This window comes from Chryseobacterium electrogenes (assembly GCF_053553015.1).
In genome coordinates, this window is the sequence record NZ_JBNPPB010000002.1 from 1,691,263 (window position 1) to 1,715,733 (window position 24,471).

Genomic DNA, 24,471 nt, shown 5'->3' on the forward strand with positions numbered 1-24,471 from the left:
AGTTTGAAAATTAAAGAATTAATCCATCCTTCATCACCAACTTTCTATCTGTAGAATCTGCCAAAACAGCATTATGAGTTACAATGACAAAAGTCTGCTTGTATTTATCTCTTAGATCAAAAAATAATTGATGTAGATCATCCGCATTTTTAGAATCCAAATTCCCCGTTGGCTCATCTGCATAGATAATTTTCGGAGAATTAATTAATGCTCTTGCCACCGCTACACGCTGTGCTTCTCCTCCAGAGAGTTGGCCAGGTTTATGATGAAGCCTTGCTTCTATATGCAGATCTTCGAAAATAGAATAAGCTTTTTCTATCGCTTCTTTCTCTGGTTTCCCAGCAATTCTAGCTGGTAAGACAACATTTTCTAATGCCGTAAACTCTGGTAACAATTGATGATGCTGAAAAACAAAACCTATATTCTGGTTTCTAAATCTTGACAGTTCTTTATCTTTCATATTGATAAACATCTGTCCATCTATCGTTATAGACGTATTATATTTAGCCGAATCTGATGGTAAATCTAATGTTCCTAAAATCTGAAGCAAGGTAGATTTCCCCGCGCCAGATTCTCCAACGATAGACACAACTTCTCCGTGTTTTACATGGATATCAACACCTCGTAACACCTCTAGGTTACCGTAATATTTATGGATATTTTTAGCAATAATCATAGATGCAATATAAGAATTAAATCTTGGTCAATTTGGCAAATTTTAAAATCAAATTCTTCTCGCCTTCATTGGCAAAATGAACTTTAGCTTTGATATTTTGAGGATCTGTACCATCTAAAAATAAAACTTCCCCAATCCCGAAACGGTCATGGCGCACACGATCTCCAACCTCTATATCTTGGGAAGATTGCCCAGAAGGATTAATAATCCTAGCTGTAGCAACAGGTTTCAGATTTTTGGGCGTATCATCTTTAGCTGGTGAAGAATTTATACTTTTTTTAGCTTCTTTTTTCTTGAAGAATCGACCATCAGAAGATGGATTTTCATCAAAAATAGAAGAACTTAAGCCAGATCTGTTAATGGCTTGTCTTTCTAAAGCTGGATTGATAAACTCTAAATATTTAGAATCAATTTCGCTCAAAAATCGAGAAGGCTCAGCATCTGTAATTTTCCCCCATTGGAACCTAGAAATCGCGTAAGTAAAGAAGGCTTGCTTCTCTGCTCTTGTTAAAGCGACATAAAATAAACGTCTTTCTTCTTCTAACTCTTCTCTCGTAGAGCTGCTCATAAAGCTCGGAAACAAATTCTCTTCTAGACCTACCAAATGCACCACCGGGAATTCTAATCCTTTTGACAAGTGAATGGTCATTAATGACACCATATCTTCCTCTTCATCACCTTTGGTCTGTGTATCGGCTGACAATGCAATATTTTCTAAGAAGTTAGAAAGACTTGGATCGCCATCTTCAATCTGTTGTTGCTCCTCGATAAAACCTTGCATAGAGTTAAGTAATTCTTGTACGTTTTCTACACGAGAAATACCTTCTGGTGTCTGGTCGTCTTTCAACATTTTGATAAAACCACTTCGCTTAGCTACTTCCATAGCAACATTGTAAGCAGTATCATTTTTCAACATGACCTGAAAAGCTTTTATCATCGACCAAAAATCCGACAGCTTTGTCAAAACACCATTATTAAGCCCCAATCTTGGCGCATAAAATCCTAAATTATTAAGAACTTCTGCCAATGAAGCATTGTTTTGATCCGCAAAAACAATTAACTTATTTTGCGTTGTATCACCTATCCCACGCGCAGGGTAATTAACAACTCTTAGTAGTGCTTCGGCGTCATTTTCGTTCACCAAAAGCCTCAAGTAACCAATTAAATCTTTAACTTCCTTACGTTGATAAAATGATAATCCTCCGTAAACTCTGTACGGAATATTTCGTTTTCTCAGAGCATCTTCAAAAGCTCTTGTCTGAGAATTGGTTCTGTATAAAATTGCAAAATCTTCGAACTTTCTTTGCTCTCTATTTCTGATTTCCCAGATGTTAGAAGCCACAAAGTTAGCTTCGTCGGCGTCAGAAAGACTTCGGTAAATTTTTATTTTTTCTCCGACTTCATTTTCACTAAAAACATTTTTCTTAAACTGTTGTAAGTTTTTAGAAATAACCACATTAGCAGCATCTACAATGTTTTGGGTAGAACGATAATTCTGCTCCAGAGACACTGTTTTGGCATCGGGATAATCTTTTTTGAAATTAAGAATATTATAGATATTAGCCCCACGGAAAGAATAGATAGACTGCGCATCGTCTCCTACAACACAGATATTTTCAAATTTTGAAGCCAAAGCTTTAACAATTAAATACTGAGAATGGTTGGTATCTTGGTACTCATCTACCAAAATGTAACGGAAGCGATCTTGATATTTCATCAACACTTCTGGGAACCGCGTCAACAACTCGTTAGTTCTTAACAATAAATCATCAAAATCCATCGCTCCAGAACGGAAACAAGTATCGACATAACGACGATAAATCTCGCCCATCATCTTCATATTGGCTTTCTCGTCACCTTCCATCAACTCTGGATTATTGAAGTAGGCATTAACTGTTATAAGGTTATTTTTATATTGAGAAATACGATTCATGACCTTCTTAGCTTTGTAAAGATCTGCATCAAGACTCATTTCTTTGATGACTTTTTTCAAGACATTAAGACTGTCTTGTGTATCGTAAATCGTAAAATTAGAAGGAAATCCTATATAATGCGCTTCGCTTCTCAATAATCTAGCAAAAACAGAGTGGAAAGTCCCCATCCAAAGTGCTTTAGAATCACTTTCGCCAACGACTTTTGCAATACGTTCTTTCATCTCGCGCGCTGCTTTATTAGTAAAGGTTAACGACAAAATATTGAACGGATCTACACCATTAGTAATTAGGTGAGCGATACGCATGGTTAATACTCTAGTCTTCCCAGATCCTGCGCCTGCTAAAACCATCAAAGGTCCTTGTAAAGTAACTACTGCTTCGTATTGAGACTCGTTTAAGCCCTTTAAATAATCCATTTCCATTGTAAATTTCGGATAACAAAAATAAGCTTTTGTTTTGAGTTTATCAAACGACAATAAAAAGAAAGAAAAAAAATAAAATCAACTTAATAGATTATAATCATTAACTTTACTACATCTAAAAACGAAAAAACATGAATATAATTAACAAATTATTTTTATTACTGTTCTTGTCTATTTTGACATTCTGCAAAGCTATAACTGCAGAGATCCCTGAGCAATATTATCATGTAGATAAAAACAAAAAAATTATTCTTTCTAACTACAATCTGACGAATATAAAAAATAACAGCGATCCCATTTCTCAGATTGTACTCGATAGATTATATAACTTTGAAACACCTCAATCTAATCTTAAAGTAGGAAACCCTTATATATTAACTGATACTGAAAACAATAACTTTACTTTATACTTTACAGAATTACCAATTGCGAAAATTAATACTGATCTTGAAATTAAAGATACTCCTAAAGTACTATCTAATTTCAAACTTATAGAAAGTGATAAAGAAGAAATAAACACCTATGCGGGGATAGAATATAGAGGAAAAAGCTCGCAAGCCTATCCTAAAAAATCCATGGAAATAGAATTTTGGGATGATCCAACAGGAAATTCTACAGTTGATATTCCGATTCTTGGCATGATGAATCACGACGCTTTCAACTTGCAAGCCATGTATAATGAAGACTCAAGAATAAGAAGTAAAACAGCTAATGATCTTTGGTTAGAAATGAGCACTTTATCATATCACTCCAAAGAACCAGAAGCTAAAAATGGCATCAATACGAGATTTGTAGAAGTATTTATGAATGACACCTACTTTGGCTTATATGCCTTAAGCGAAAAAGTAAATCGTAAAAACTTAAAACTAAAAAAACACAATGGATCAATAAAAGGAGAACTATACAAAGGGAATCATTGGGCAGGTGCACCAACAATGTATAACTATGATAAAATCTATGATAATACATCCAGCAATTGGTCTAACTTCGAATATAAGCATCCTAAAAAAGAAATTAATTGGCAAAACTTACACTCCTTTATAAGCTTTGTGGTAGATTCTAATCAAAAAAACTTCGTTGGAAACATAGAATCCAAATTTGAAATTGACAATGCCATTGATTATTTTATTTTCATGAATATCACGTTAGCCATAGATAACACAGGGAAAAACCTACACATTGCCAAATATAATACAAACGAAAAATACTTCTATGTACCTTGGGACTTGGATGCTACTTTTGGATACAACTGGGACGGTACATTGCTTGAAAAACACCCTAATATCCTAACAAACGGAATGTATGACAAATGGCTATTAGACAATTCTTTTAAAGAAAAATTAGCTAATCGCTGGTTTGATCTCAGAAAAAACACTTTATCCCTTGAAAATATAGAATCTATTCTTGACACCAATTATCAATATTTAGAAAAAAATAATGTCTATGCTAGAGAAGAATTAGCGTGGGATTACTCTCAAAATGAAATTGCCATAGATCAGATGAAAACTTGGTTAACCAATAGAGTAAACTATCTAGATGTTTTTTGGGGGAAATTTTTAAATGTAGATAACACTCCCGTCAAAACAATCAACCTCAGTTATTACCCTAATCCAGCCAAAAACCATATCACAATCACTTTAGAAGAAAAAGCCAACATGAAAACAGTTGTTTCTGACCAGTCTGGCAAAATTGTTTTAACACATAACACAACCAAAAAAATCAATACAATTGATCTCTCGTCATTATCATCAGGAACATATTATATACTTTGCGAAACAGAAACAGGCTCTAAAAAATTTAAAGTAATTGTTAATAAATAAACATTAAAAAGAGGTTGTCCCAATTAAGGCAATCTCTTTTTTTTATGATAAACTTAAAAGAATTTTTTCCAATTGAGCGGAAACAATTTCCTGATTAAAATCTTTTGTAAAATCAAATGTCAAATCTTTTATTTCTAGAAATTGCTTTAACAAATCCTTCTGTTCTGGAAATAAAAATGGAAAATCTGATTGATAATCCGACGGAAAAATAGCGAGTTTACCATACTTTATCGCATCTCCAAAATTACCAGTCATTTTAGTCTCTGTGTAAGTTTCTTCGATGCCGAGAAATTCTGTTTGCCTCTGGATTGGGCACCAAAGAAAATCAGCATGCTGCATCCAATCATCAAAAATCGCCTGCGAAACTTTCTCTTTAAAATAAACCAAATTGATAAAACTCGGCATTTCGTTTTCAGATTCTTGGAGCCATTTCAATTCAGTATTTTGGGCTTTTCCTAAAAAAACAACATTGATATTATGATCAAAATGTCTTAGATTTTTCAACTGGATAAGGATCGATTGATAATCTCGCCGATGTTGAGAAACAGCACCCGGAATGGCAATTGCCAGATCTCTACTGATTGATTTTTCAGAATTAAATTCATTAAACAGTAATGGTAAAAACTGAAATCTTGCATCAGCCAAACTTTTATCTAAAACAAACAGATAATTGGCTTTTTGATAAACTTGATGAGATCTATAAAGATTCTCTTTCAACAATAATTTTAAGCGAAATTTCCAATCTTTATTAAAAATATTTTTTAGGATTTGAGGAAATTTAGCCTGAGAAAAATTAAGATTATGAACAATAATTGCCGTAGAATATTTCTCTGTAATCCTCTCAAATACATTAAAATAACGATGCGCCGTCCCAATAATTACGAGATCATATTGCTTCACTGATAGTTGATTGAGAATCAACTCAGGTGTAGAAATTTTGACATTATCGCATTGTAAATCAAGTGTTTTACAAATTCTTTCTGAAAAGAAAAAATCAACAGTTACATGAAGAGAATCCTTGATTAATTTATAGAAATTAAGCGCAATTTCGGCGTGTGTGTCTAATTCTATGTATGCGATATTCTTCAAAATAACAATAACAATTGATTAAGCAAATGTAAGAAATCAAGCTAGTTTATTAAGCATTTTGCTCCAACGCAATTTTCTAATGTACATGATTTCTTCTTGAGATATTTCTCTTTGGGAATTTTGTTTTAAAAAACTTTTCATCGTAATAAAAAACTCAGAAAAAGACTTGTTTTTCCAAGAAGATTTGGCCGAAGAAATACTTGCTAACGGAATATCTAGTCCAATATTATAAAAGTATTGACCTAGTTTTTCTGCTTTTTGAGATTTATATTTATAAGCTGTCGGACGGAGATGTTTTACCCAAAGATCCTTAATAGTAGACACTTCCCAACCTGATTTCTGCGCTAACATCACATCAAGATTATCCCAACCTAAGACTGGCCTAAGTCCTTTCATATCCAGAAAACATTCTTTTTTATAAGCTTTAATAGGACCTCTTACATGATCTTTGGACGATAAATTCTCGAAGATCCAATCCTCATTTTCATTTTGAATATAAACCAAACCACTTAACATTCCGATTTTTGGATTGGCTAAAAAACCTTGATTAATCAATTCTAAATATTGACTCGGAAAGATAATATCCGCATCATATTTACAAATAATATCATAATCGTTAAGGCTAACTTCATCTAATCCTTTGTTGAAAGTCCTCACCACTTTTGCGCCTGGCTCGTGAGAAGACTGTACCAAATTAACCACTCGAAACTGAGAATGATTATCACAAAATCTACCAACCAAAACCTGCGTTTTATCGGTAGAACCGTCATTAACCACAATGACATCAAAATTTTGAAAACTTTGATTAGACAAAGATGTTAGACAATCGATAATATTTTCGGCTTCGTTATGAGCGGGAATGATGATGATAAATTTCAATGTGCTATTTTTAATAAAAAAAATTCTGATTAACTTCTCAATTGGCTTATTAAACAATTAATAAACTTGTTGCAAAGATAATCAGAATCTAATATTTAATTTAATTACACCAAATTATGAGGATTAAGCATATTGGCAGGATCTAGAATTTTATCTAATTTTTCTTGTGTCAATAGTTGATGTTCTATCACCAGATCATAAACACTTTTACCTGTTTCTAAAGCTTCTTTGGCAATTTTTGTAGAGTTTTTGTATCCAATATAAGGATTAAGAGCCGTTACAATCCCGATGCTGTGTTTTACCATATTAAGACAAACTTCTTTGTTAGCAGTGATGCCAACGATACACTTTTCTCTTAAAGTATCTATTGCGTTACCTAAGAAATTATTGCTCTCCATGATAGAATGACATAATACTGGCTCCATTACGTTAAGTTGTAACTGCCCTGCTTCTGCCGCAAAAGTCACTGTCAAATCATTACCAATTACTTTGTAACAAACTTGATTAACAACTTCTGGAATAACTGGATTTACCTTACCCGGCATAATAGAAGATCCCGGTTGCATTGCTGGCAAATTAATCTCAAAGAAACCTGCTCTAGGACCAGACGCCAATAATCTTAGATCATTACATATTTTGGATAATTTTACAGCAAGACGTTTCATTGCCGAAGAATATATCACATAAGATCCCGTATCTGGCGTAGCTTCTACTAGATCCGGCGCAGATACGATAGGCATACCGGTAAGTTCTGCCAAGTTAAGCGCACAACGTTTAGCATACATTGGAGGAGCATTAAGCCCAGTCCCAATTGCTGTTGCACCCATATTAACTTCAACAAAAAGAAGTGCGTTATTATTTAATTTTGAAATATCTTCTTCTAAGTTAGCTGCAAAAGCTTCGAATTCTTGACCTAAAGTCATAGGTACAGCATCCTGAAGCTGTGTACGACCCATTTTTATGACATCGTGAAATTCTTTTCCTTTTGCTCTAAAAGCAGCGATAACTTTAATTAATTTCTGCACTAAGTGTGCATTCATATTAAAAAGGGCAATTTTTATAGCCGTTGGGTAAGCATCATTGGTAGATTGTGACAGATTAATATGATCGTTAGGACTACAGTATTGATAATCTCCTCTTTCTTTCCCCATCATCTCTAATACGCGATTAGCTATGACTTCGTTACCATTCATATTAACAGAAGTACCAGCGCCACCTTGTATCATATCTATAGGAAACTGATCGTTAAACTTGCCATCAATCATTTCGTCACAAGCCTTTGCAATCAACTTATAAAGCTCTTCGTCTAATAAGCCTAGTTCATAATTAGTTTTTGCAGCTGCTTTTTTAACATACCCTAAAGCTTTAATAAACTCTGGAAACTGTGACAATGTCTGTCCAGAAATTTTAAAATTATCAATAGCTCTTTGTGTCTGTACACCATAATAAGCATTAGCTGGAACTTGCAATTCTCCTAATAAATCACTTTCATTTCTATAGTTACTCATCGTACTTTTTTTAAAAGGGAAAGTTAAAACTTTTAAAGATTTCTGACAAGATAAATATAATCAGCTTTACAGTAAATCATAGACTAAACCGGCATCATTCTTTTAGTTAGTAAATAAACTTCTACGACCATTCAATAAAAAAAGAAAAAACAAGTTAATTGAGCTTTAAACCTTAGCACACAAAACTCCATTACTTTACTAAACCTATAAGCTAATAAAAAAACCGCTCAGAAAATCTGAACGGTTTGATTTTATATTGTTTCAGTCGTTGACTGTTACATCATACCTGGCATCCCGCCGCCCATTGGCATAGCTGGTTCTGCGCTTTTCACTTCAGTGATTACACACTCAGTTGTTAGTAACATACCTGATACTGATGCAGCGTTTTCTAAGGCAACTCTTGTTACTTTAGTTGGGTCAATAATACCTGCTTGTAGCATGTTAACATACTCGTCAGTTTTTGCATTATATCCGAAGTCACCTGTACCTTCTGCAACTTTAGCAACGATTACAGAACCTTCTCCTCCTGCGTTAGCAACGATTTGACGTAATGGCTCTTCGATTGCTCTTTTTACGATTTTGATACCTGTCGTTTCGTCAGCATTTTCACCTGTTAGATTAGCCAAAGCAGAGATAGCTCTTACTAATGCAACACCTCCACCAGCAACGATACCTTCTTCTACAGCTGCTCTCGTAGCGTTAAGAGCATCGTCAACTCTGTCTTTTTTCTCTTTCATTTCTACTTCAGAAGCTGCTCCTACGTAAAGTACTGCAACACCACCAGCTAACTTAGCTAGTCTTTCTTGAAGTTTTTCTCTATCGTAATCAGAAGTTGTAGTCTCCATCTGAGCTTTGATCTGGTTAACTCTACCTTTGATCTTGCTTTCTTCGCCACCACCGTTAACAACTGTTGTGTTGTCTTTATCGATAGTTACTTTCTCAGCAGTTCCTAACATTTCTAAAGTGATGTTCTCCATTGTGAAACCTTGCTCTTCAGAAATAACAGTACCTCCTGTAAGGATTGCGATATCTTCTAACATTGCTTTTCTTCTGTCTCCAAAACCTGGTGCCTTAACAGCAGCAATTTTAAGAGATCCTCTCAACTTGTTAACCACCAAAGTAGCTAAAGCTTCTCCTTCTACTTCTTCTGAAATGATTAATAAAGATTTTCCACCTTGTGCAATTGGCTCAAGAACTGGAAGTAATTCTTTCATAGAAGAGATTTTTTTCTCAACTAAAAGAATGTAAGGATTATCAAGCTCTGTTAACATTTTCTCAGGATTAGTCACAAAGTAAGGCGACTGGTATCCTCTGTCAAACTGCATACCTTCTACAACATCAACAGTTGTATCGATACCTTTAGCTTCTTCTACAGTGATAACACCTTCTTTACCTACTTTCCCGAAAGCCTCAGCGATTAATGTACCAATTGTTTCGTCGTTGTTAGCAGAAACTGAAGCTACTTGCTTTACCATTTCTGTAGAATCTCCAACTTCTTTAGATTGTTCTTTAAGGTTGGCAACAACTGCAGTTACAGCTTTGTCAATTCCTCTTTTAAGATCCATTGGGTTAGCGCCAGCAGCTACATTCTTAAGACCTTCTCTTACGATAGCTTGTGCTAATACTGTAGCGGTAGTTGTACCATCTCCAGCGATATCATTGGTTTTAGAAGCAACTTCTTTCACCATCTGAGCACCCATGTTTTCTACTCTGTCTTCTAGCTCGATTTCTTTTGCAACAGACACACCGTCTTTAGTTACGTGAGGAGCTCCGAAAGATTTTTCGATAACAACGTTTCTACCTTTTGGTCCTAAAGTTACCTTTACTGCATTAGCCAATGCGTCAACACCTCTTTTAAGAGCGTCTCTTGATTCTATATCGAATTTTATTTCTTTTGCCATTTTTATAGTATTATTGTATGATGTACAATGTAAAATGTACTTTTTTAATTTTAAATAATTTGATTAAACCTTGCTAAAATGCGTTGTACTTTGTACCCCGTACTTTTTACAAATCTTACCCGATTACTCCAAGTAGATCTCCTTCTTTTACGATTAAGTAATCTTTTCCGTCTAATTTCAATTCAGAACCAGAGTATTTTCCGTAAAGAACTTTGTCACCAACTTGTACAGTTGTTGGCTCGTCTTTTTTACCTGGACCAACTGCAACTACAGTACCTTCTTGTGGTTTTTCCTTTGCAGTATCTGGGATAATAATACCTGAAGCTGTCTTAGTTTCTGCAGCAATTGGCTCTATAAGAACTCTGTCTGCTAATGGTTTGAAGTTAATTGACATAATTATAATTTTTTATTTATTTTCTCCTTATCATGTCTCCAAGATTATGCCATTTGATATTTTAGATTTTAGATTCTATATTTTAGATTAAAATGGCAGAGTTTTTCCTTTAGTGTGAAATTTTGGCAGAATTTCAGTTCTTAAACCAAAGTTTATCGCCTTTCAACTCTAAAGAAGAATCTGTATTATTGGTAAACAATCCTCCTGTGCCTAAGCCTTGTGGCATTGGATTTTTTTTGAGATAAGTGTATTGAGCAATAGCATTAAGTCCAACATTACTTTCTAAAGCAGAAGTAATCCACCAACCGATGTTTTGTTTTTCGGCTAGAGAAATCCACTCGTCACTACCAGAAAACCCTCCTATCAAAGCTGGTTTTAAAATAATATATTGAGGTTTTATCGCTGAAAGTAATTCTTTTTTAGAACCAGGATTCAGAATTCCGATTAATTCTTCATCAAGCGCAATGGGCGTGGGCGTTGTTGCGCATAACTCTGACATCGCCTTCCAGTCGCCAGCTTCTATAGGTTGTTCTATAGAATGAATATCCAATTGTGCTAATTCTTCTAAAACTGTTTTTGCTTTTTCGGTAGAGAAAGCGCCATTAGCATCTACTCGCAACTCTAAAATATCTTTCGGGAATTGACGACGCAGATCTGCAATGACTTGTTTTTCTTTATCCCAATCAACGCCTATTTTAAGTTTTATACAGTGAAATTGGTTAGATAACTTTTCTTCAATCTGCTGTTTCATATAATCAACATCACCCATCCAGATTAATCCGTTAATATTGATATAATCTTTAGCATCTGTAAAATCACTAGGAAAATAAATATTTTCTTGATGTTCTAAATTAAGCAACGCCTGCTCCACTCCAAAAAGAATAGACGGATGATTGATCAGTTCTTCCTGCAACTTCTCTAAGCCAAGATTTATATTCTGACAAACCCAACTTAAGGTTTCTTCATAGTCAGGATCGTCATCAAAGCTTAATCCCCTAAAAAGATTACACTCACCAATGCCTTTTTTACCATCTTCAAAAACTTCTATGAAGTAAGTTTCTTTGGTATTAAGAACGCCTCGCGAAGTCCCGCTAGGGCGTTTGAAATTAAGAATATATTGCTGGAATGTTGCTGTTTTCATTTTACAAAAATAAGAAAAGACCGAAGAAATCGGTCTTTAATAGAATTTTAATGTTTTTATAATTAATTTTTATCTACAGCTTTTGTCATAAATTCTTCTGCCTTAGTCACCATCGCTGCGCTACCACAGAAAAAAGGAACACGCTGGTGCAATTCTGTAGGCTCTATTTCCATTATTCTTTTGAAACCATCACTACATTTCCCTCCTGCCTGCTCTGCCAAAAACGCCATAGGATTACACTCATACAACAATCTCAATTTCCCACTAGGTGATTGCGACGTAGAAGGATAGATATAAATACCTCCTTTCAACATATTTCTATGAAAATCAGAAACTAACGATCCAATATATCGAGATGTATATGGCCTGTCACCTTCTTCTTCTTGACAATATTTGATATAATCTTTTACACCTTGAGGAAACTTGATGTAATTACCTTCGTTAATAGAATATATTTTTCCATTAGTAGGGATTTTAACATCTTTATGCGACAGATAATAAGTACCAATTGCAGGATCCAGAGTAAATCCGTTAACACCATTACCCGTTGTGTAAACAATCATAGTAGATGATCCGTACACCACATATCCAGCGGCAACCTGTTGAGATCCTCTTTGTAAAAAATCTTTCAGCTCTACAGGTTCTCCCGGGTTAGTCACTCTTCTATAAATAGAAAAAATAGTCCCAACAGATACATTAACATCAATATTAGAAGAACCATCTAGCGGATCTATTAATACAATATACTTATTGAGGTGAGCGTTGCCCTTGCTTACGATTTCTATAAAATCATCATTCTCTTCGGAGGCAATACCGCATACTACTTCTCTCTGCGAAAGTGCCGTAATAAAGATTTCGTTGGCAAGCACGTCCAGTTTTTGTTGTTGTTCTCCCTGTATGTTTTCTTTGCCTGCAATGCCAATAATATCGGCTATCCCAGCTTTGTTAACTTCTCGGTTAACTAATTTTGAAGCCATACGGATGCAACTTAATAATCTTGAAAGTTCCCCAGAAGAATATTTAAAATCATCTTGTTTCTCGATGATAAATTCGCCTAAGGTTTGTAAAGGTTCTTGACTCATTTTTGTTTTATTAGAAGATTAGCACAAACTTAACAGTTTTTTAATTCCCACCAAATTTTTTTTCAATAGTCAATAACTACTATAATTTGATTACATTATATACTATTAATCAATATTTTAATTAACAATAATGTAACAAATAATATGTTTTCACTGTCTTATATTAAACCCAAATTACAACAATATTAAAATTATAATAACTAAAAAATATATGCAGAAAGAATTGTATCCTAAAAAATTAATTTTAATCATAAATAAATTGAAGTCTCGCCTTTTCTAACTCGTTCAATATTAATAGATTTGCAAAGTTTGTTAACAAAACATAATTTTTAATTAACAGACTGAATATCACAAATTTACATATCGATGAAAGTATTTAAATTCGGAGGAGCATCTGTAAAAGATGCCGAAAGCGTAAAAAATGTGGCTTTGGTTTTAGAAAATCAAGGCTTTCAGGATTGTTTAATGGTAGTTTCTGCCATGGGAAAGACGACCAATGCTTTAGAAAAAGTAGTGGCGTTGTACTTTGATAAACAGGATTACCAAGCAGAAATACAATCGGTCAAACAGTTGCATATTGATATCGCAATGGGACTTTTTACAGAAAACCATCCCGTTTTTGCTGAGATTAATTTGTTTTTTGGTGATATTGATTCGTTTTTAAGAAGGAATAAATCACCTAATTATAACTTCGTCTATGACCAAGTGGTAAGTTGTGGTGAGATGATCTCTTCTAAAATCGTTAGCGAATATCTTAATGACATCAATTTTACTAATCAATGGTTAGATGCTAGAGATTATATAAAAACAGATAGTACTTATAGAGAGGGCGCTGTTAATTGGAAAGCAACAGAAGATAACATTAAAAAACTAAGCGCTTCTAATAACTACATCACGCAAGGTTTTATTGGTTCGGATGATAATCATTTTACAGTAACCTTAGGTAGAGAAGGCTCGGATTATTCTGCGGCTATATTTGCCTTTGCTTTTGATGCTACAGCAATGACGATCTGGAAGGACGTGCCAGGTGTGATGACGGGAGATCCAAGAGTTTTTGACAATGTAGAATTGCTTAAAAACATTTCTTACGAAGAAGCCATAGAAATGGCCTATTACGGAGCGTCTGTTATCCACCCGAAAACATTGCAACCACTTAAGCAGAAGAACATTCCTTTTTACGTAAAGTCTTTTATAGATCCTACACAATCTGGAACTAAAATAGGAAATGCCGACAATAATCAGTCTGTAGAATCATTTATACTCAAGACTAATCAGGATTATCTAACGGTAGAAACTAGAGATTTTTCTTTTATAGCAGAAGAGCACATGAGTGTGATTTTTTCACTACTTTTAAAATATAATATCAAGGTTTCATTAATGCAGAATTCTGCAATTTCTTTGGAACTTTGTTTGGAGGATAAATTTGGTCACATCCAAGAATTAATTCAGGATTTACAGCTTAATTTCGAAACCAAATTAGTGACTGGAGCTTCACTATTTACAGTTAGAAACGCAAACATAGAAGATTTGGAAAAATTTTATAATAATAAAAAAGTCTTGTTCGAGCAATTGTCCAACAAAACATTACAAATGGTAATTCAATAAGATGAGTTTAATATCTAAAGAAGATTTGATAAAAGCTGCAGGGCTTACCAAATTAGGATTTATGAAAAATCCAGTAGCATCTGCAATAATCCGTCTTACAAAAATAGACAAGGTTAATGCCTTATACGATATATTAAAGGATAAAAAAGATCAAGATTTTTTCAACAGTTTTGTAAAAGAATTAGATCTAAAATATGTTGCTTTTGAAGAAGACTTAGCAAAAATCCCAAAAACAGGACCATTTATTTTGGTTTCTAATCATCCACTAGGAGCGATAGATGGTATATTAATGGCTAAAATTGTGTCTCAGATTAGACCTGATTTCAAGATTATGGGTAATTTTTTGTTAGACAAAATTGCACCCATGTCGCCTTATGTAATTTCGGTTAACCCTTTCGAAGGTAGAAAAGAGGCTTACAGCAGCTCTTCTGGCATGAGAGAAACTCTTAAGCATCTACAAGCAGGTGGCTGCGTAGGTATTTTCCCTGCTGGAGAAGTGTCTAATAAAAATAATGAATATAACGAAGTCTTAGATAAAGCATGGGAAGTACCCGCACTTAAGCTAATTAAAAAAGCAAAAGTACCCGTGGTGCCAATGTATTTCCATGCGCGCAACAGTCGTTTTTTTTATAATATGTCAAAACTTCATCCAGATTTGCAAACATTAATGTTGCCTTCGGAAATGATGAAGAAAAGAGACCATCCAATAAGAGTAAGAATTGGCAAACCTATATCTGTTAAGCAAATTGATGATACAGACAACATAGAAGAACTAGGAGACTATCTAAAGAAAAAAGTCTATATGCTTAAGTCTTATTACGAAAAAAGAAGAAGTATTGCAGAGACACTTAAGATCCCGAATCTAGCCTTGAAATTACCTTTGGCAAAGCAACAAAATGTGGTGCAAAACATCATAGATGAGACGCCAGCCGAAGACATTATCCAAGAAATCGAAAATCTTAAAAACACAGACGGCAAGCATCTTTTTTCTCATGGTGATTATGATGTTTTCTTTAGCAAGTATGAGGAGATACCTCATATCATGAGAGAGATTGGACGTCAAAGAGAATTGACTTTCCGTGCGATTGGAGAAGGTACTAACCTACCCTTTGACCTAGACGAGTATGACAAACATTATCACCACCTTTTTCTTTGGGATAAGTCTAATAATAAATTAGTAGGCGCTTACAGAATGGCACTTGGCGCAGAGGTGATGAAAAAATATGGTATAGACGGATTCTACACCAGTTCATTATTTGAGTACGATCAAGAATTGCAACCTTTCTTTAGAAAAGTTATAGAAATGGGACGCGCCTACATCTCACTAGAATACCAACAGAAGCCATTCCCATTATTTTTACTTTGGCGAGGCATTGTACATGTCTGCTTAAGAAATCCAGAACACAAATTCCTAATGGGTGGCGTAAGTATTAGTAATAAATTCTCTGAGTTCTCAAAATCTCTAATGATAGAATTTATGAGATCACATTACTACGATGCAGCAGTAGCGCAATACGTGCATCCAAAAAATGATTACAAAGTTATCCTTAGAGAAAGAGATAGAGCATTGTTTTTCGAAGATATGGACGCTGACCTTAATAAGCTGGACAAAATCATTGATGACCTAGAGCCAGAGCTAAGATTACCTGTTTTAATTAAGAAATATATTAAGCAAAATGCAAAAGTTATTGCCTTTAATGTAGATCCTAACTTCAATGATGCCATAGATGGGTTAATGTATATTAGGATTAGTGAGCTGCCGGCTGATACAATAAAGCCAGTTTTAGAAGAATTAAGTGATTTTTTCAAAAATGAAACTGAAAAAAAATCTCCTGATAATCAGTGATTTCAATAAAGTGTAAGAAAAAAAACACTTTAGGCTTGTGTGATATGCAGAAACTTCTTACTTTTGCATCACTTAAAACAAACGATACAGCTTGTTTGGTTTCTTAGCTCAGTTGGTAGAGCAATGGATTGAAAATCCATGTGTCCCTGGTTCGATTCCTGGAGAAACCACAAAAGTTAAATTTTAACTTAAAAGAAATCAAAGGTTTCTTAGCTCAGTTGGTAGAGCAATGGATTGAAAATCCATGTGTCCCTGGTTCGATTCCTGGAGAAACCACTTAAAACCACTCTTTTTAGAGTGGTTTTTTTATTTTAATAAACACAGAAGCTTCTCCAACTTAATTTTAGCTTATTTACCGTGAATTCCTCACAACCCAACATACCTCATTAATTAGTCATCTCACAAAGAACTTATTGATTACTGAAATCATCACAGATAACTAATCCAGATCTCAACTTCATTAATTATCGCTATTAATGAAAAATAAAACAAAGCCATCACAGAATATCCTTATTTTTTATTAACTTTAAAAAAATAATAAAGATATACCCCTAATTCGGTATTTAATTATATAGACTATTTTACAATCTTTGTATAAACTAATAACCATGAAAATCCAAGTTGCCATTGTCGAAGATGACAAGAACTACAACAACACATTAAAGAAAGTTATTAATTACAATGATAACATGTGTTGCGTAGGTCAGTTTTTCTCTGGCAATGCAGCCTTGGAACATCTCCCCACTCTTAATCCTGATATTGTACTTATGGATTTGCAGCTTTATGACTCTTGGGGCACAAATATCATCCGAACACTCAAATCTCAGAACTCTAAAATGATTTTCATCGTGTGTACCAACCATGATGATAATGATAAAATCTTTGATGCTCTGCGCTCTGGCGCTATTGGATATCTTGTAAAAGGAGAAAGCTTACAAAACATAACATCTGCCATTATTAATGCTTTTGCAGGCGGCACACCCATGAGTAATCATGTTGCTAAAAAAGTTCTCAAGCATTTTCAAAATCAAGAAGAAGACCTATCGCTCATTAACGATCTAACACCCACAGAAAAAACAATCCTCTTGAGCATCGCAGATGGCCTTCAGTATAAAGAAATTGCTGCTAAAAAAAACATTTCTACCGAAACCGTAAAAAAACACATTGCCAACATATACAAAAAACTAGATGTCAACAATAAAGTTGAAGCCATCAACAAACTAAACCTTAACAAGGCATAAAACCATGAGCTTAGAGAAAATACTAAACTTAATCACAGAACAGTATAAAGAAGGTAAAATTACAGACAACGATTTAGACAAAATCACATCTACCATTTGCCAACTTAGCACAAAACTTACAGATAATCTACACACTCCTATTTCTGATAAAAAGGCCAGAGAGATGATTCTAGCCTATCAAGAAGAATTCGGTAATGAGAATATTACTAATAAAATTTTTAGAATTGATTACAAATTGATTAGTCGATTAATCAAGAATCAACAAGATCTTATTTTGAAGTTTGCTCAATTAGACGTAGAACTTAATCTGTTGTATCAAGACGAAAACCGTAACCAAAGATTAATAATTAATCAAGAATCATCCATAGAACTCACCAAAGATGCGGTAGATGCATTGCGAAAGAACTTTTATAACCCTAAAAAAGGACTTAAAAGCAAATTAGATGCAAGCATTACAAAAATGTTTAATGATGGGGAAACACACGAAAACACAAGACAAATTACAATCCCTTATAAAAGTAATTTTGATCAATTTGATCCAGAAAAATATAGTGGCATCGTGTTAATTCCTGCAATCGATAATAAAACGGAAGACAAAGACAAACTTCACAAGATTACATTTGTAATGTATTTTGAAGAAAAAACATCATCTCCTCTTGGATCTACTACGTATTATGATGTATTCCAAGTATGTCCTCCTGGTAACTGTTTTTAAATGAAATTATTATACATCTATTTATTCATAGCAATCATCTGTTTTGTCATGTCGTTAATCAATCAAAAAGCAAGGCAAACTTTTTTATGGATATACTTTGGGTTAGTTTTACTTTTTGAAATAGGCATTTTGTATAAATTACTACCATACTCTTTTTACACCTTAGCAATGCCTATTTATACCATTTTTTTTATTTTTTATTATAGTCTCAGTTATAAGAAAAAATATAGTCATTACGCATTAGCATTATTTGCTATAATTAGTAGTGTTATTTTATTTTATAATTCTGATGATAATAGTCAAATAATCATGGCTCTAACAATGAGTATTATTTATATTTTACTCAGTTTAATTTGGTTTTTCAAACAGTTAAAAAATCCAAGTTTAATCCCAATTTATAGAAAGCAAAGTTTTTGGGTATCAACATCATTATTATTAATGGGTATTATTTTTATATTCAGAATGACCCCAATGAACATTTTTGAAGTCACAGACAAAAGCTTTCTTTTATTAATTAACAAAGGCTTTCAATACTCAATTATTATCTCGTATTTACTATTCTTAAAAGCAACAACTTGTAAAGTATGACCCTCACCATTGCATACGAAGTCAAATTAACATTCTTCTTTGCCGTAGCTCTTCTATTACTTTTTGTTGGTTTTATAATTTTTATAATTATTCTCTACAACAAAAATCAAATTAATCATATTAAAGAAAACCAAATTATAGAAGTAGAACACCAAAATTCGATTCTTCAAAAAGAAATTGAAAAACAAAAATCTCTTCAAACAGAACGAGAAAGGATTTCTCATGATATGCACGACGAGATTGGCGCAGGACTATCCGCTATAAAACTGCAATCGGAAATCTTAAAGCAAAACATAGATAATCAAAATATAAGCAAAACAGAAATTGACGAGTTAATCCATATTTCCGAAGAAATCAACCTGGCAATGCGCGAGATATTGTGGTCGCTCAATTCTTCTAATGACAACATCCGCCACATGATTGACTATTGTCGACATTATATGGAAAATTATTTTTCTAAAACAACGATTCTGTTTACACAACAAGTTGCCATAGAAAATCCAAATAATGATATCAATTCTGAAATTAGAAGAAATATTCTATTGGCTATCAAAGAAGCTTGTCACAATATTATCAAACACAGCAAAGCCACAGAAGTTAATTTCTGCGCAACAGAAGAAAACAACCTCCTGATGATTAATATCAAAGACAATGGCGTAGGATTACAAAATGTACGCACAGAAGGCTACGGACTCACGACAATGAAATCCCGTACAGAGAGTATTGGCGGGATTTTCAATATTACAGCGGAAGAATCAGGAACTAGAATATCAATTAGCATTCCGTTAAAGCATGATCGATTTTAGCTAAATCAATCCAATATAAAACCTTAAAAAGTAGCTGGTGGCGCAGTATCATTATTCAATTTTTTATCAATATCATTCTTTTTACCTTTAGCAAAATCGAAAGCCGCCCCAATAAGGAACATTGATTTATTATTCATAATTTCTGTTTTCGCTGTATAATTAACCATACTTTCTGGTAAGCTCTTCGTTTTGTATCGAGAAGGCATTCCTAGCCAATATATTCCCGAAGAAAAAGTCCAATTATTATGCTTGTAACTCGCGAATAACGAGCTTTTATTTTCGTTAGTAGACAGAAAAGCACCTCTCAAATTATACACAGGAACATTGAAATGATACTGAAGCGTAAAGGATTTGTACTCTGATGATAACACGAAATTATTGCCAATATAATTATTCTTAATAATATCTCCAGAAGTTGTCTTCAACATTTCCGAAGCTGGAGCAATAACCGCTTTAACAACAAGAATGCTCGTCCCAAAAGGTTTTACAGAACCCGACAATTGTACCCCGTATTGCAGAGAATACTGCGCGTTTTCGTAAGTTAACATATAACCTCCAAAGCTCTCATCCATAGCATACATCTGATTAATTGCTCCTTTTGTGTACCAATAAAAAGCATTGACATTAAAATCAAAATATTTGTTACTCATGGAGTAAGTCAAGTTATTCCCCCATCGTGTTTGAGATTTCAGGAAAGGATTTCCGCGCGACACAATATTGGGAGCCACTTGTTTGATATTACTACTTAGCGCCGCACTTCCTGGACTATACGGCGTATAACTACTCGTAAATCTTAGACTTTGACTATTAGAAACCTGATAGCCGACAATTATTTTCGGGGTGAGTGTCCATTGGTCTTCTACCGATTCTGCACTTTTGTTATGGATATTAGTCAATCCTAATCCAAGGCGATACATCCATTTATTCTTCTTTCCAGAAAACTCTGAGTACATATATTGTGTAAGGTAGTTGACGCTATATTGAGAATAACCCATTAGATTTTCTAACACATTATCCACAACATTACTTGATATCCGATATCCAGAACTCAACTTTCCAACTTTGAAATCATGAGAATAAGCCACTTCTCCAACAATGCTTTTTTGTTTTGCACGAAGATTCATATCATTATCAAAAACACTTTCTCCTGTAAGACTCATCCATTCTTTAGCAACTTCAAAAGATTTGGTATGATAAGCAGAACCAACAATATTGACGCTAATCTCATCTTTTTTACTCAAGTTTTTAGAAAAATAGAGATCTAGTTTTGGTATCATGTAATTTTCTCCGTTATATTGAGAGGTACCATGCTGCTCTAACAAGGCATCTTTCGTAAAAAGACTATTGCCTAATCCTTTAGAAAAGCTATTAAAGATATTCATGTTAAACTTCGCCTGGAAAGCATATTTCCCCATTTCGACGTTACTATAACGCATCGCGATATCCTGATTGGTATACCCGAAATGATCTACTTTATTTTCTTCTGATCGATAATGCTGCTGATTGAGAGAATAATCGTAAATCTTACTAACTCTTCTATCATCATAATCTCTCAGATTAAGACTATACTCTAAGCCCAGATCATTCTTTCCTTTCGTAAATCCAGCATACATAGATCCATCTACAAAGCCAGTTGTTAAAGCAGAATTAGCTTCCAAACCAAAAACATAACCCATCTCAGGATTTCTCGTAATGACATTAACCACCTGATCTGCTCTATTAGCCCATCTTGTTGGCGGATTGTCATAATACTCCACTCGCACAACATTCTCTGGTCTAATGGTTCTTATCTGCAGATCTGTAGCCTCAATGCCATTAATCAACATCAGAGTTGTACCACCTTTTATACTGACTACATTCCTAGAAATAGGATCGTATTGTAACTCTGGTAAGGTCTTAAGTAAATCATTAGCGTAACGCGCCTTTTTAAGAGCTTCTTCGTCAAAGGTATAGACGGACTTATCAGCAAATTGTTTTTTGCGCTGAGACTTAATAATAATTTGCTCAATTTCTTTAATCTGAGATAATGTATCAGAAACGGTTTTTTCTTGTGCAAAAACGAATAGCCCAAAAATTGCAAAAGCCAATGTAAAAGTTCTTTTCATAACGTTGAATATCATCTAAAACCATAAACCTCTCTCACAATGAAAACTGTATAAAAGATTTGATTTAATAATAAAACAACCGAAAACTAAAATCTATTACATCTAGAACACTATAAAGTCAAAATATTTTAATCCAAATAAGCTTTCTTAAACTTCTCAACCCAAAGATCTAAATCTTGTCGCTGTACATATACTCTCTTCACTTCATCATATTTTGGAGATTTATAAAAAACCTCATGAAAAGACATACTGCCATTACCAACTTTACTAATTGAAATTACCTTAATCCCTAATTTTGATAATTCTGACTTAAAAGTGATAAATTCATCTTCTATACTATTATTCATCTCAATTTAATTTGAACTAAAATAAGATTATCATAAAAATAAAAAACCACCTCTTTACAAAGGTGGCTTACTAACTTTAAACTCTCTCTTAATCAACAATTTCATACTCAACAGGAAGATGACCAGCGGCTAGGCTTCCTATTGCTTTAAAGGCTGCTTGTGACATATCGAAGGCTCTTCCTTTTGTAAAAGGCCCTCTATCATTAATTTTAACAACCACACTTTTCCCATTCTTAAGATTAGTAATTTTAACCTTAGTCCCGAAAGGGATGCTTCTGTTAGCTGCGGTAAGCTCATCATTATCGAAAGTTTCTCCGCTAGCCGTTTTTCTACCATCAAACTTACTATGGTAGAATGATGCAAAACTTGTTTTGGCATCTGTGGTATTATTTTTGAAAGAATAAATACCAAGTGTTGAAATCATCATTATGATTGCAAGAATGAATCTCTTTATCATTTTGAACATATTTTTTTTGTTTTGACTCTGCAAAGATATTTTGATTGACCACTACATGACAACTTTTCGGGGCACATACGTTAATGAAATGTTAAAATTAAATTAATCATTACGCTATTCTGCTTAATCATAGGCTTCTATAAAGAATGTTAATGAATGTTAAATTTTAAAGAGTTTTGTTAAAAAAAATACAATGTTTTTTAAAAAACAACATCAACAAAACATTATAAACAACTATAAATAAACACTTTATAAAAAATACTTAATTTTTATAAAAAACAATATATTACAAAACAATATCATAATTATAAAATTATTCTAACTAAATTTTAAAAAAAACCAGATTATTATCAATAATAAACACCAAAAAGACAAAATACACTAAAATATTAAAATTAAATCGATTATAGAAAACATAACTAACTAATAAACAACACCTTAACCATCCACAATAGAAAAATTAAGAAAAAGACAATTTTCATCATAAAAAAAGCCCTGATTTCTCAGAGCTTTTTACCATTTATATGATTTTTAATCTACTAATTCGCCGTAAAGGTCAAATTCTTCTGCGCTGGTAATATGTACATTAGCAAAATCTCCAATAGAGATATACGTGTTCTCAGCGGATACAAGAACCGTATTATCAACATCAGGAGAGTCATATTCTGTACGTCCCACAAAATACTCGCCTTCTTTACGATCAAAAATACAACGGAAAACCTTACCAATTTTCTCTTGATTCTTTTCCCAAGAAATCTGTGATTGGACTTCCATGATCTCTTCTACACGAGCTTGTTTAACATCATCTGGCACATTATCTTCCAACACAAAGGCAGTCGTATTTTCTTCGTGAGAATACGTAAAACATCCTAATCTATCGAATTTCTGATCTTTAACCCACTGTTTCAGTTCTGCGAAATGCTCTTCAGTTTCTCCAGGGAAACCAACAATAAGCGTTGTTCTAATGGCCATATCTGGCACTTTCTCACGGAACTTATCCAACAAAGCGTTGGTTTTTTCAAAGCTTGTTCCGCGTTTCATTGCTTTCAAAATTTCAGAATTAATATGCTGTAGCGGAATATCAATATAATTACAAATCTTAGGCTCGGACTTTATAATATCCAGTACATCCTCTGGAAAACCCGTAGGGAAAGCATAATGTAATCTAATCCACTCTATGCCTTCAACTTTAATTAACTCTTTTAATAAATCGCCTAATGCTCTTTTCTTGTAGATATCTAATCCATAAAATGTCAAGTCCTGAGCAATTAAGATCAATTCTTTGACACCTTTTTTTGCTAATTTTTGAGTTTCTATCACTAACTTTTCGATAGGTGTAGAAGTGTGTACGCCCCTCATTAGCGGAATAGCACAGAAAGAACATGGCCTATCACAACCTTCCGAGATTTTAAGATAAGCGTAATGTTTAGGCGTTGTCGTTAATCTCTCACCAACTAACTCATGTTTATAATCTGCTCCTAGATGCTTTAATAAAATAGGAAGATCCCTCGTCCCAAAATATTGATCCACATCAGGAATCTCTCTAATTAAGTCTGGCTTATATCTTTCTGATAAACATCCCGTCACAAAAACCTTCTCAACAATACCTTGATTCTTAAGATCAACATATTCTAAAATGGTATTAATACTTTCTTCTTTTGCGTTATCTATAAATCCGCAGGTATTAATCACAACAACGTCACCTTTCTCCTCGTGTACAACTTGTTTTCCGTTAGCCTCAAGCTGTCCCATAAGAACTTCTGAGTCATAGACATTTTTAGAACATCCAAGTGTTACAATATTGATTTTCTTTTTACCAACTGATTTTGTACGCATTATATTATTTTTGAGATTGCAAATTTAGGTATAAAAAAAAGAACCTAAAATTGGTTCTTTATATAATAATGTTATTTGT

19 protein-coding genes and 2 tRNA genes are annotated in these 24,471 nt (G+C 33.7%); 8 read left to right on the forward strand and 13 right to left on the reverse strand.

Annotated elements, in window-relative coordinates; all coding sequences use genetic code 11:
• Window positions 1-10: 10 nt before the first annotated feature.
• Both ACQQ6V_RS07775 and ACQQ6V_RS07780 read right to left on the reverse strand, forming a co-directional pair.
• Entirely contained in the window at window positions 11-676 is a 666-nt protein-coding gene (locus ACQQ6V_RS07775) for an ABC transporter ATP-binding protein (RefSeq protein ID WP_448844973.1), read from the reverse strand.
• 16 nt (window positions 677-692) lie between these two features.
• Window positions 693-3,026, reverse strand: coding sequence for an ATP-dependent helicase (locus ACQQ6V_RS07780; RefSeq protein ID WP_448844974.1), 2,334 nt, complete (start codon window positions 3,024-3,026; stop codon window positions 693-695).
• A 137-nt stretch (window positions 3,027-3,163) separates the two neighbouring features.
• Here ACQQ6V_RS07780 and ACQQ6V_RS07785 point away from each other — a divergent pair, with 137 nt between their 5' ends.
• Window positions 3,164-4,852: a CotH kinase family protein gene (locus ACQQ6V_RS07785; RefSeq protein ID WP_448844975.1), complete on the forward strand. Its 1,689-nt coding sequence runs from the start codon at window positions 3,164-3,166 to the stop codon at window positions 4,850-4,852.
• A 42-nt stretch (window positions 4,853-4,894) separates the two neighbouring features.
• On the opposite strand, the gene ACQQ6V_RS07790 is transcribed toward ACQQ6V_RS07785, so the two are convergent.
• The 7 genes from ACQQ6V_RS07790 to fbp form a co-directional block, all read right to left on the reverse strand.
• On the reverse strand, window positions 4,895-5,941 hold the full coding sequence (locus ACQQ6V_RS07790; protein WP_448844976.1) for a hypothetical protein: 1,047 nt from the start codon (window positions 5,939-5,941) through the stop codon (window positions 4,895-4,897).
• A gap of 36 nt (window positions 5,942-5,977) precedes the next feature.
• Window positions 5,978-6,820 (reverse strand): glycosyltransferase family 2 protein, encoded by an 843-nt coding sequence (locus ACQQ6V_RS07795; protein ID WP_448844977.1) that lies wholly within the window; start codon window positions 6,818-6,820, stop codon window positions 5,978-5,980.
• Window positions 6,821-6,924: 104 nt separating this feature from the next.
• On the reverse strand, window positions 6,925-8,328 hold the full coding sequence (gene aspA, locus ACQQ6V_RS07800) for an aspartate ammonia-lyase (RefSeq protein ID WP_448844978.1): 1,404 nt from the start codon (window positions 8,326-8,328) through the stop codon (window positions 6,925-6,927).
• A 275-nt stretch (window positions 8,329-8,603) separates the two neighbouring features.
• Complete coding sequence (gene groL, locus ACQQ6V_RS07805; protein ID WP_448844979.1) at window positions 8,604-10,229, reverse strand: chaperonin GroEL; 1,626 nt, start codon at window positions 10,227-10,229, stop codon at window positions 8,604-8,606.
• Window positions 10,230-10,344: 115 nt separating this feature from the next.
• Complete coding sequence (locus ACQQ6V_RS07810) at window positions 10,345-10,623, reverse strand: co-chaperone GroES (RefSeq protein ID WP_448844980.1); 279 nt, start codon at window positions 10,621-10,623, stop codon at window positions 10,345-10,347.
• 133 nt (window positions 10,624-10,756) lie between these two features.
• Window positions 10,757-11,764 (reverse strand): o-succinylbenzoate synthase, encoded by a 1,008-nt coding sequence (locus ACQQ6V_RS07815; protein WP_448844981.1) that lies wholly within the window; start codon window positions 11,762-11,764, stop codon window positions 10,757-10,759.
• 62 nt (window positions 11,765-11,826) lie between these two features.
• A complete protein-coding gene (gene fbp, locus ACQQ6V_RS07820; RefSeq protein WP_448844982.1) occupies window positions 11,827-12,846 on the reverse strand; it encodes a class 1 fructose-bisphosphatase in 1,020 nt (339 codons plus the stop codon).
• A 366-nt stretch (window positions 12,847-13,212) separates the two neighbouring features.
• Between fbp and ACQQ6V_RS07825 the strand changes: the two genes are divergently transcribed.
• From ACQQ6V_RS07825 to ACQQ6V_RS07855, 7 genes are all read left to right on the forward strand, one after another.
• Window positions 13,213-14,451 carry an aspartate kinase gene (locus tag ACQQ6V_RS07825; protein ID WP_448844983.1) on the forward strand — a complete coding sequence of 413 codons (1,239 nt, stop codon included), beginning with the start codon at window positions 13,213-13,215 and terminating at the stop codon, window positions 14,449-14,451.
• 1 nt (window position 14,452) lies between these two features.
• A complete protein-coding gene (locus ACQQ6V_RS07830) occupies window positions 14,453-16,297 on the forward strand; it encodes a bifunctional lysophospholipid acyltransferase family protein/GNAT family N-acetyltransferase (RefSeq protein WP_448844984.1) in 1,845 nt (614 codons plus the stop codon).
• Window positions 16,298-16,394: 97 nt separating this feature from the next.
• A tRNA-Phe gene (locus ACQQ6V_RS07835) sits at window positions 16,395-16,467 on the forward strand.
• Window positions 16,468-16,500: 33 nt separating this feature from the next.
• Window positions 16,501-16,573 (forward strand) — tRNA-Phe (locus ACQQ6V_RS07840).
• A 332-nt stretch (window positions 16,574-16,905) separates the two neighbouring features.
• The gene (locus ACQQ6V_RS07845; protein ID WP_448844985.1) at window positions 16,906-17,538 is read left to right on the forward strand and encodes a response regulator; all 633 of its coding nucleotides are present in this window, start codon (window positions 16,906-16,908) and stop codon (window positions 17,536-17,538) included.
• A gap of 4 nt (window positions 17,539-17,542) precedes the next feature.
• Window positions 17,543-18,253: a hypothetical protein gene (locus tag ACQQ6V_RS07850; RefSeq protein WP_448844986.1), complete on the forward strand. Its 711-nt coding sequence runs from the start codon at window positions 17,543-17,545 to the stop codon at window positions 18,251-18,253.
• A gap of 584 nt (window positions 18,254-18,837) precedes the next feature.
• Entirely contained in the window at window positions 18,838-19,647 is an 810-nt protein-coding gene (locus ACQQ6V_RS07855; protein WP_448844987.1) for a sensor histidine kinase, read from the forward strand.
• A gap of 23 nt (window positions 19,648-19,670) precedes the next feature.
• Here the strand turns inward: ACQQ6V_RS07855 and ACQQ6V_RS07860 are convergent, their stop codons facing one another.
• From ACQQ6V_RS07860 to rimO, 4 genes are all read right to left on the reverse strand, one after another.
• On the reverse strand, window positions 19,671-21,752 hold the full coding sequence (locus ACQQ6V_RS07860; RefSeq protein WP_448844988.1) for an outer membrane beta-barrel protein: 2,082 nt from the start codon (window positions 21,750-21,752) through the stop codon (window positions 19,671-19,673).
• Between the two features lie 128 nt (window positions 21,753-21,880).
• A complete protein-coding gene (locus tag ACQQ6V_RS07865) occupies window positions 21,881-22,099 on the reverse strand; it encodes a hypothetical protein (protein ID WP_448844989.1) in 219 nt (72 codons plus the stop codon).
• Between the two features lie 88 nt (window positions 22,100-22,187).
• Complete coding sequence (locus ACQQ6V_RS07870; protein ID WP_448844990.1) at window positions 22,188-22,556, reverse strand: septal ring lytic transglycosylase RlpA family protein; 369 nt, start codon at window positions 22,554-22,556, stop codon at window positions 22,188-22,190.
• Window positions 22,557-23,087: 531 nt separating this feature from the next.
• Complete coding sequence (rimO, locus tag ACQQ6V_RS07875) at window positions 23,088-24,392, reverse strand: 30S ribosomal protein S12 methylthiotransferase RimO (protein WP_448844991.1); 1,305 nt, start codon at window positions 24,390-24,392, stop codon at window positions 23,088-23,090.
• Window positions 24,393-24,471 lie beyond the last annotated feature (79 nt).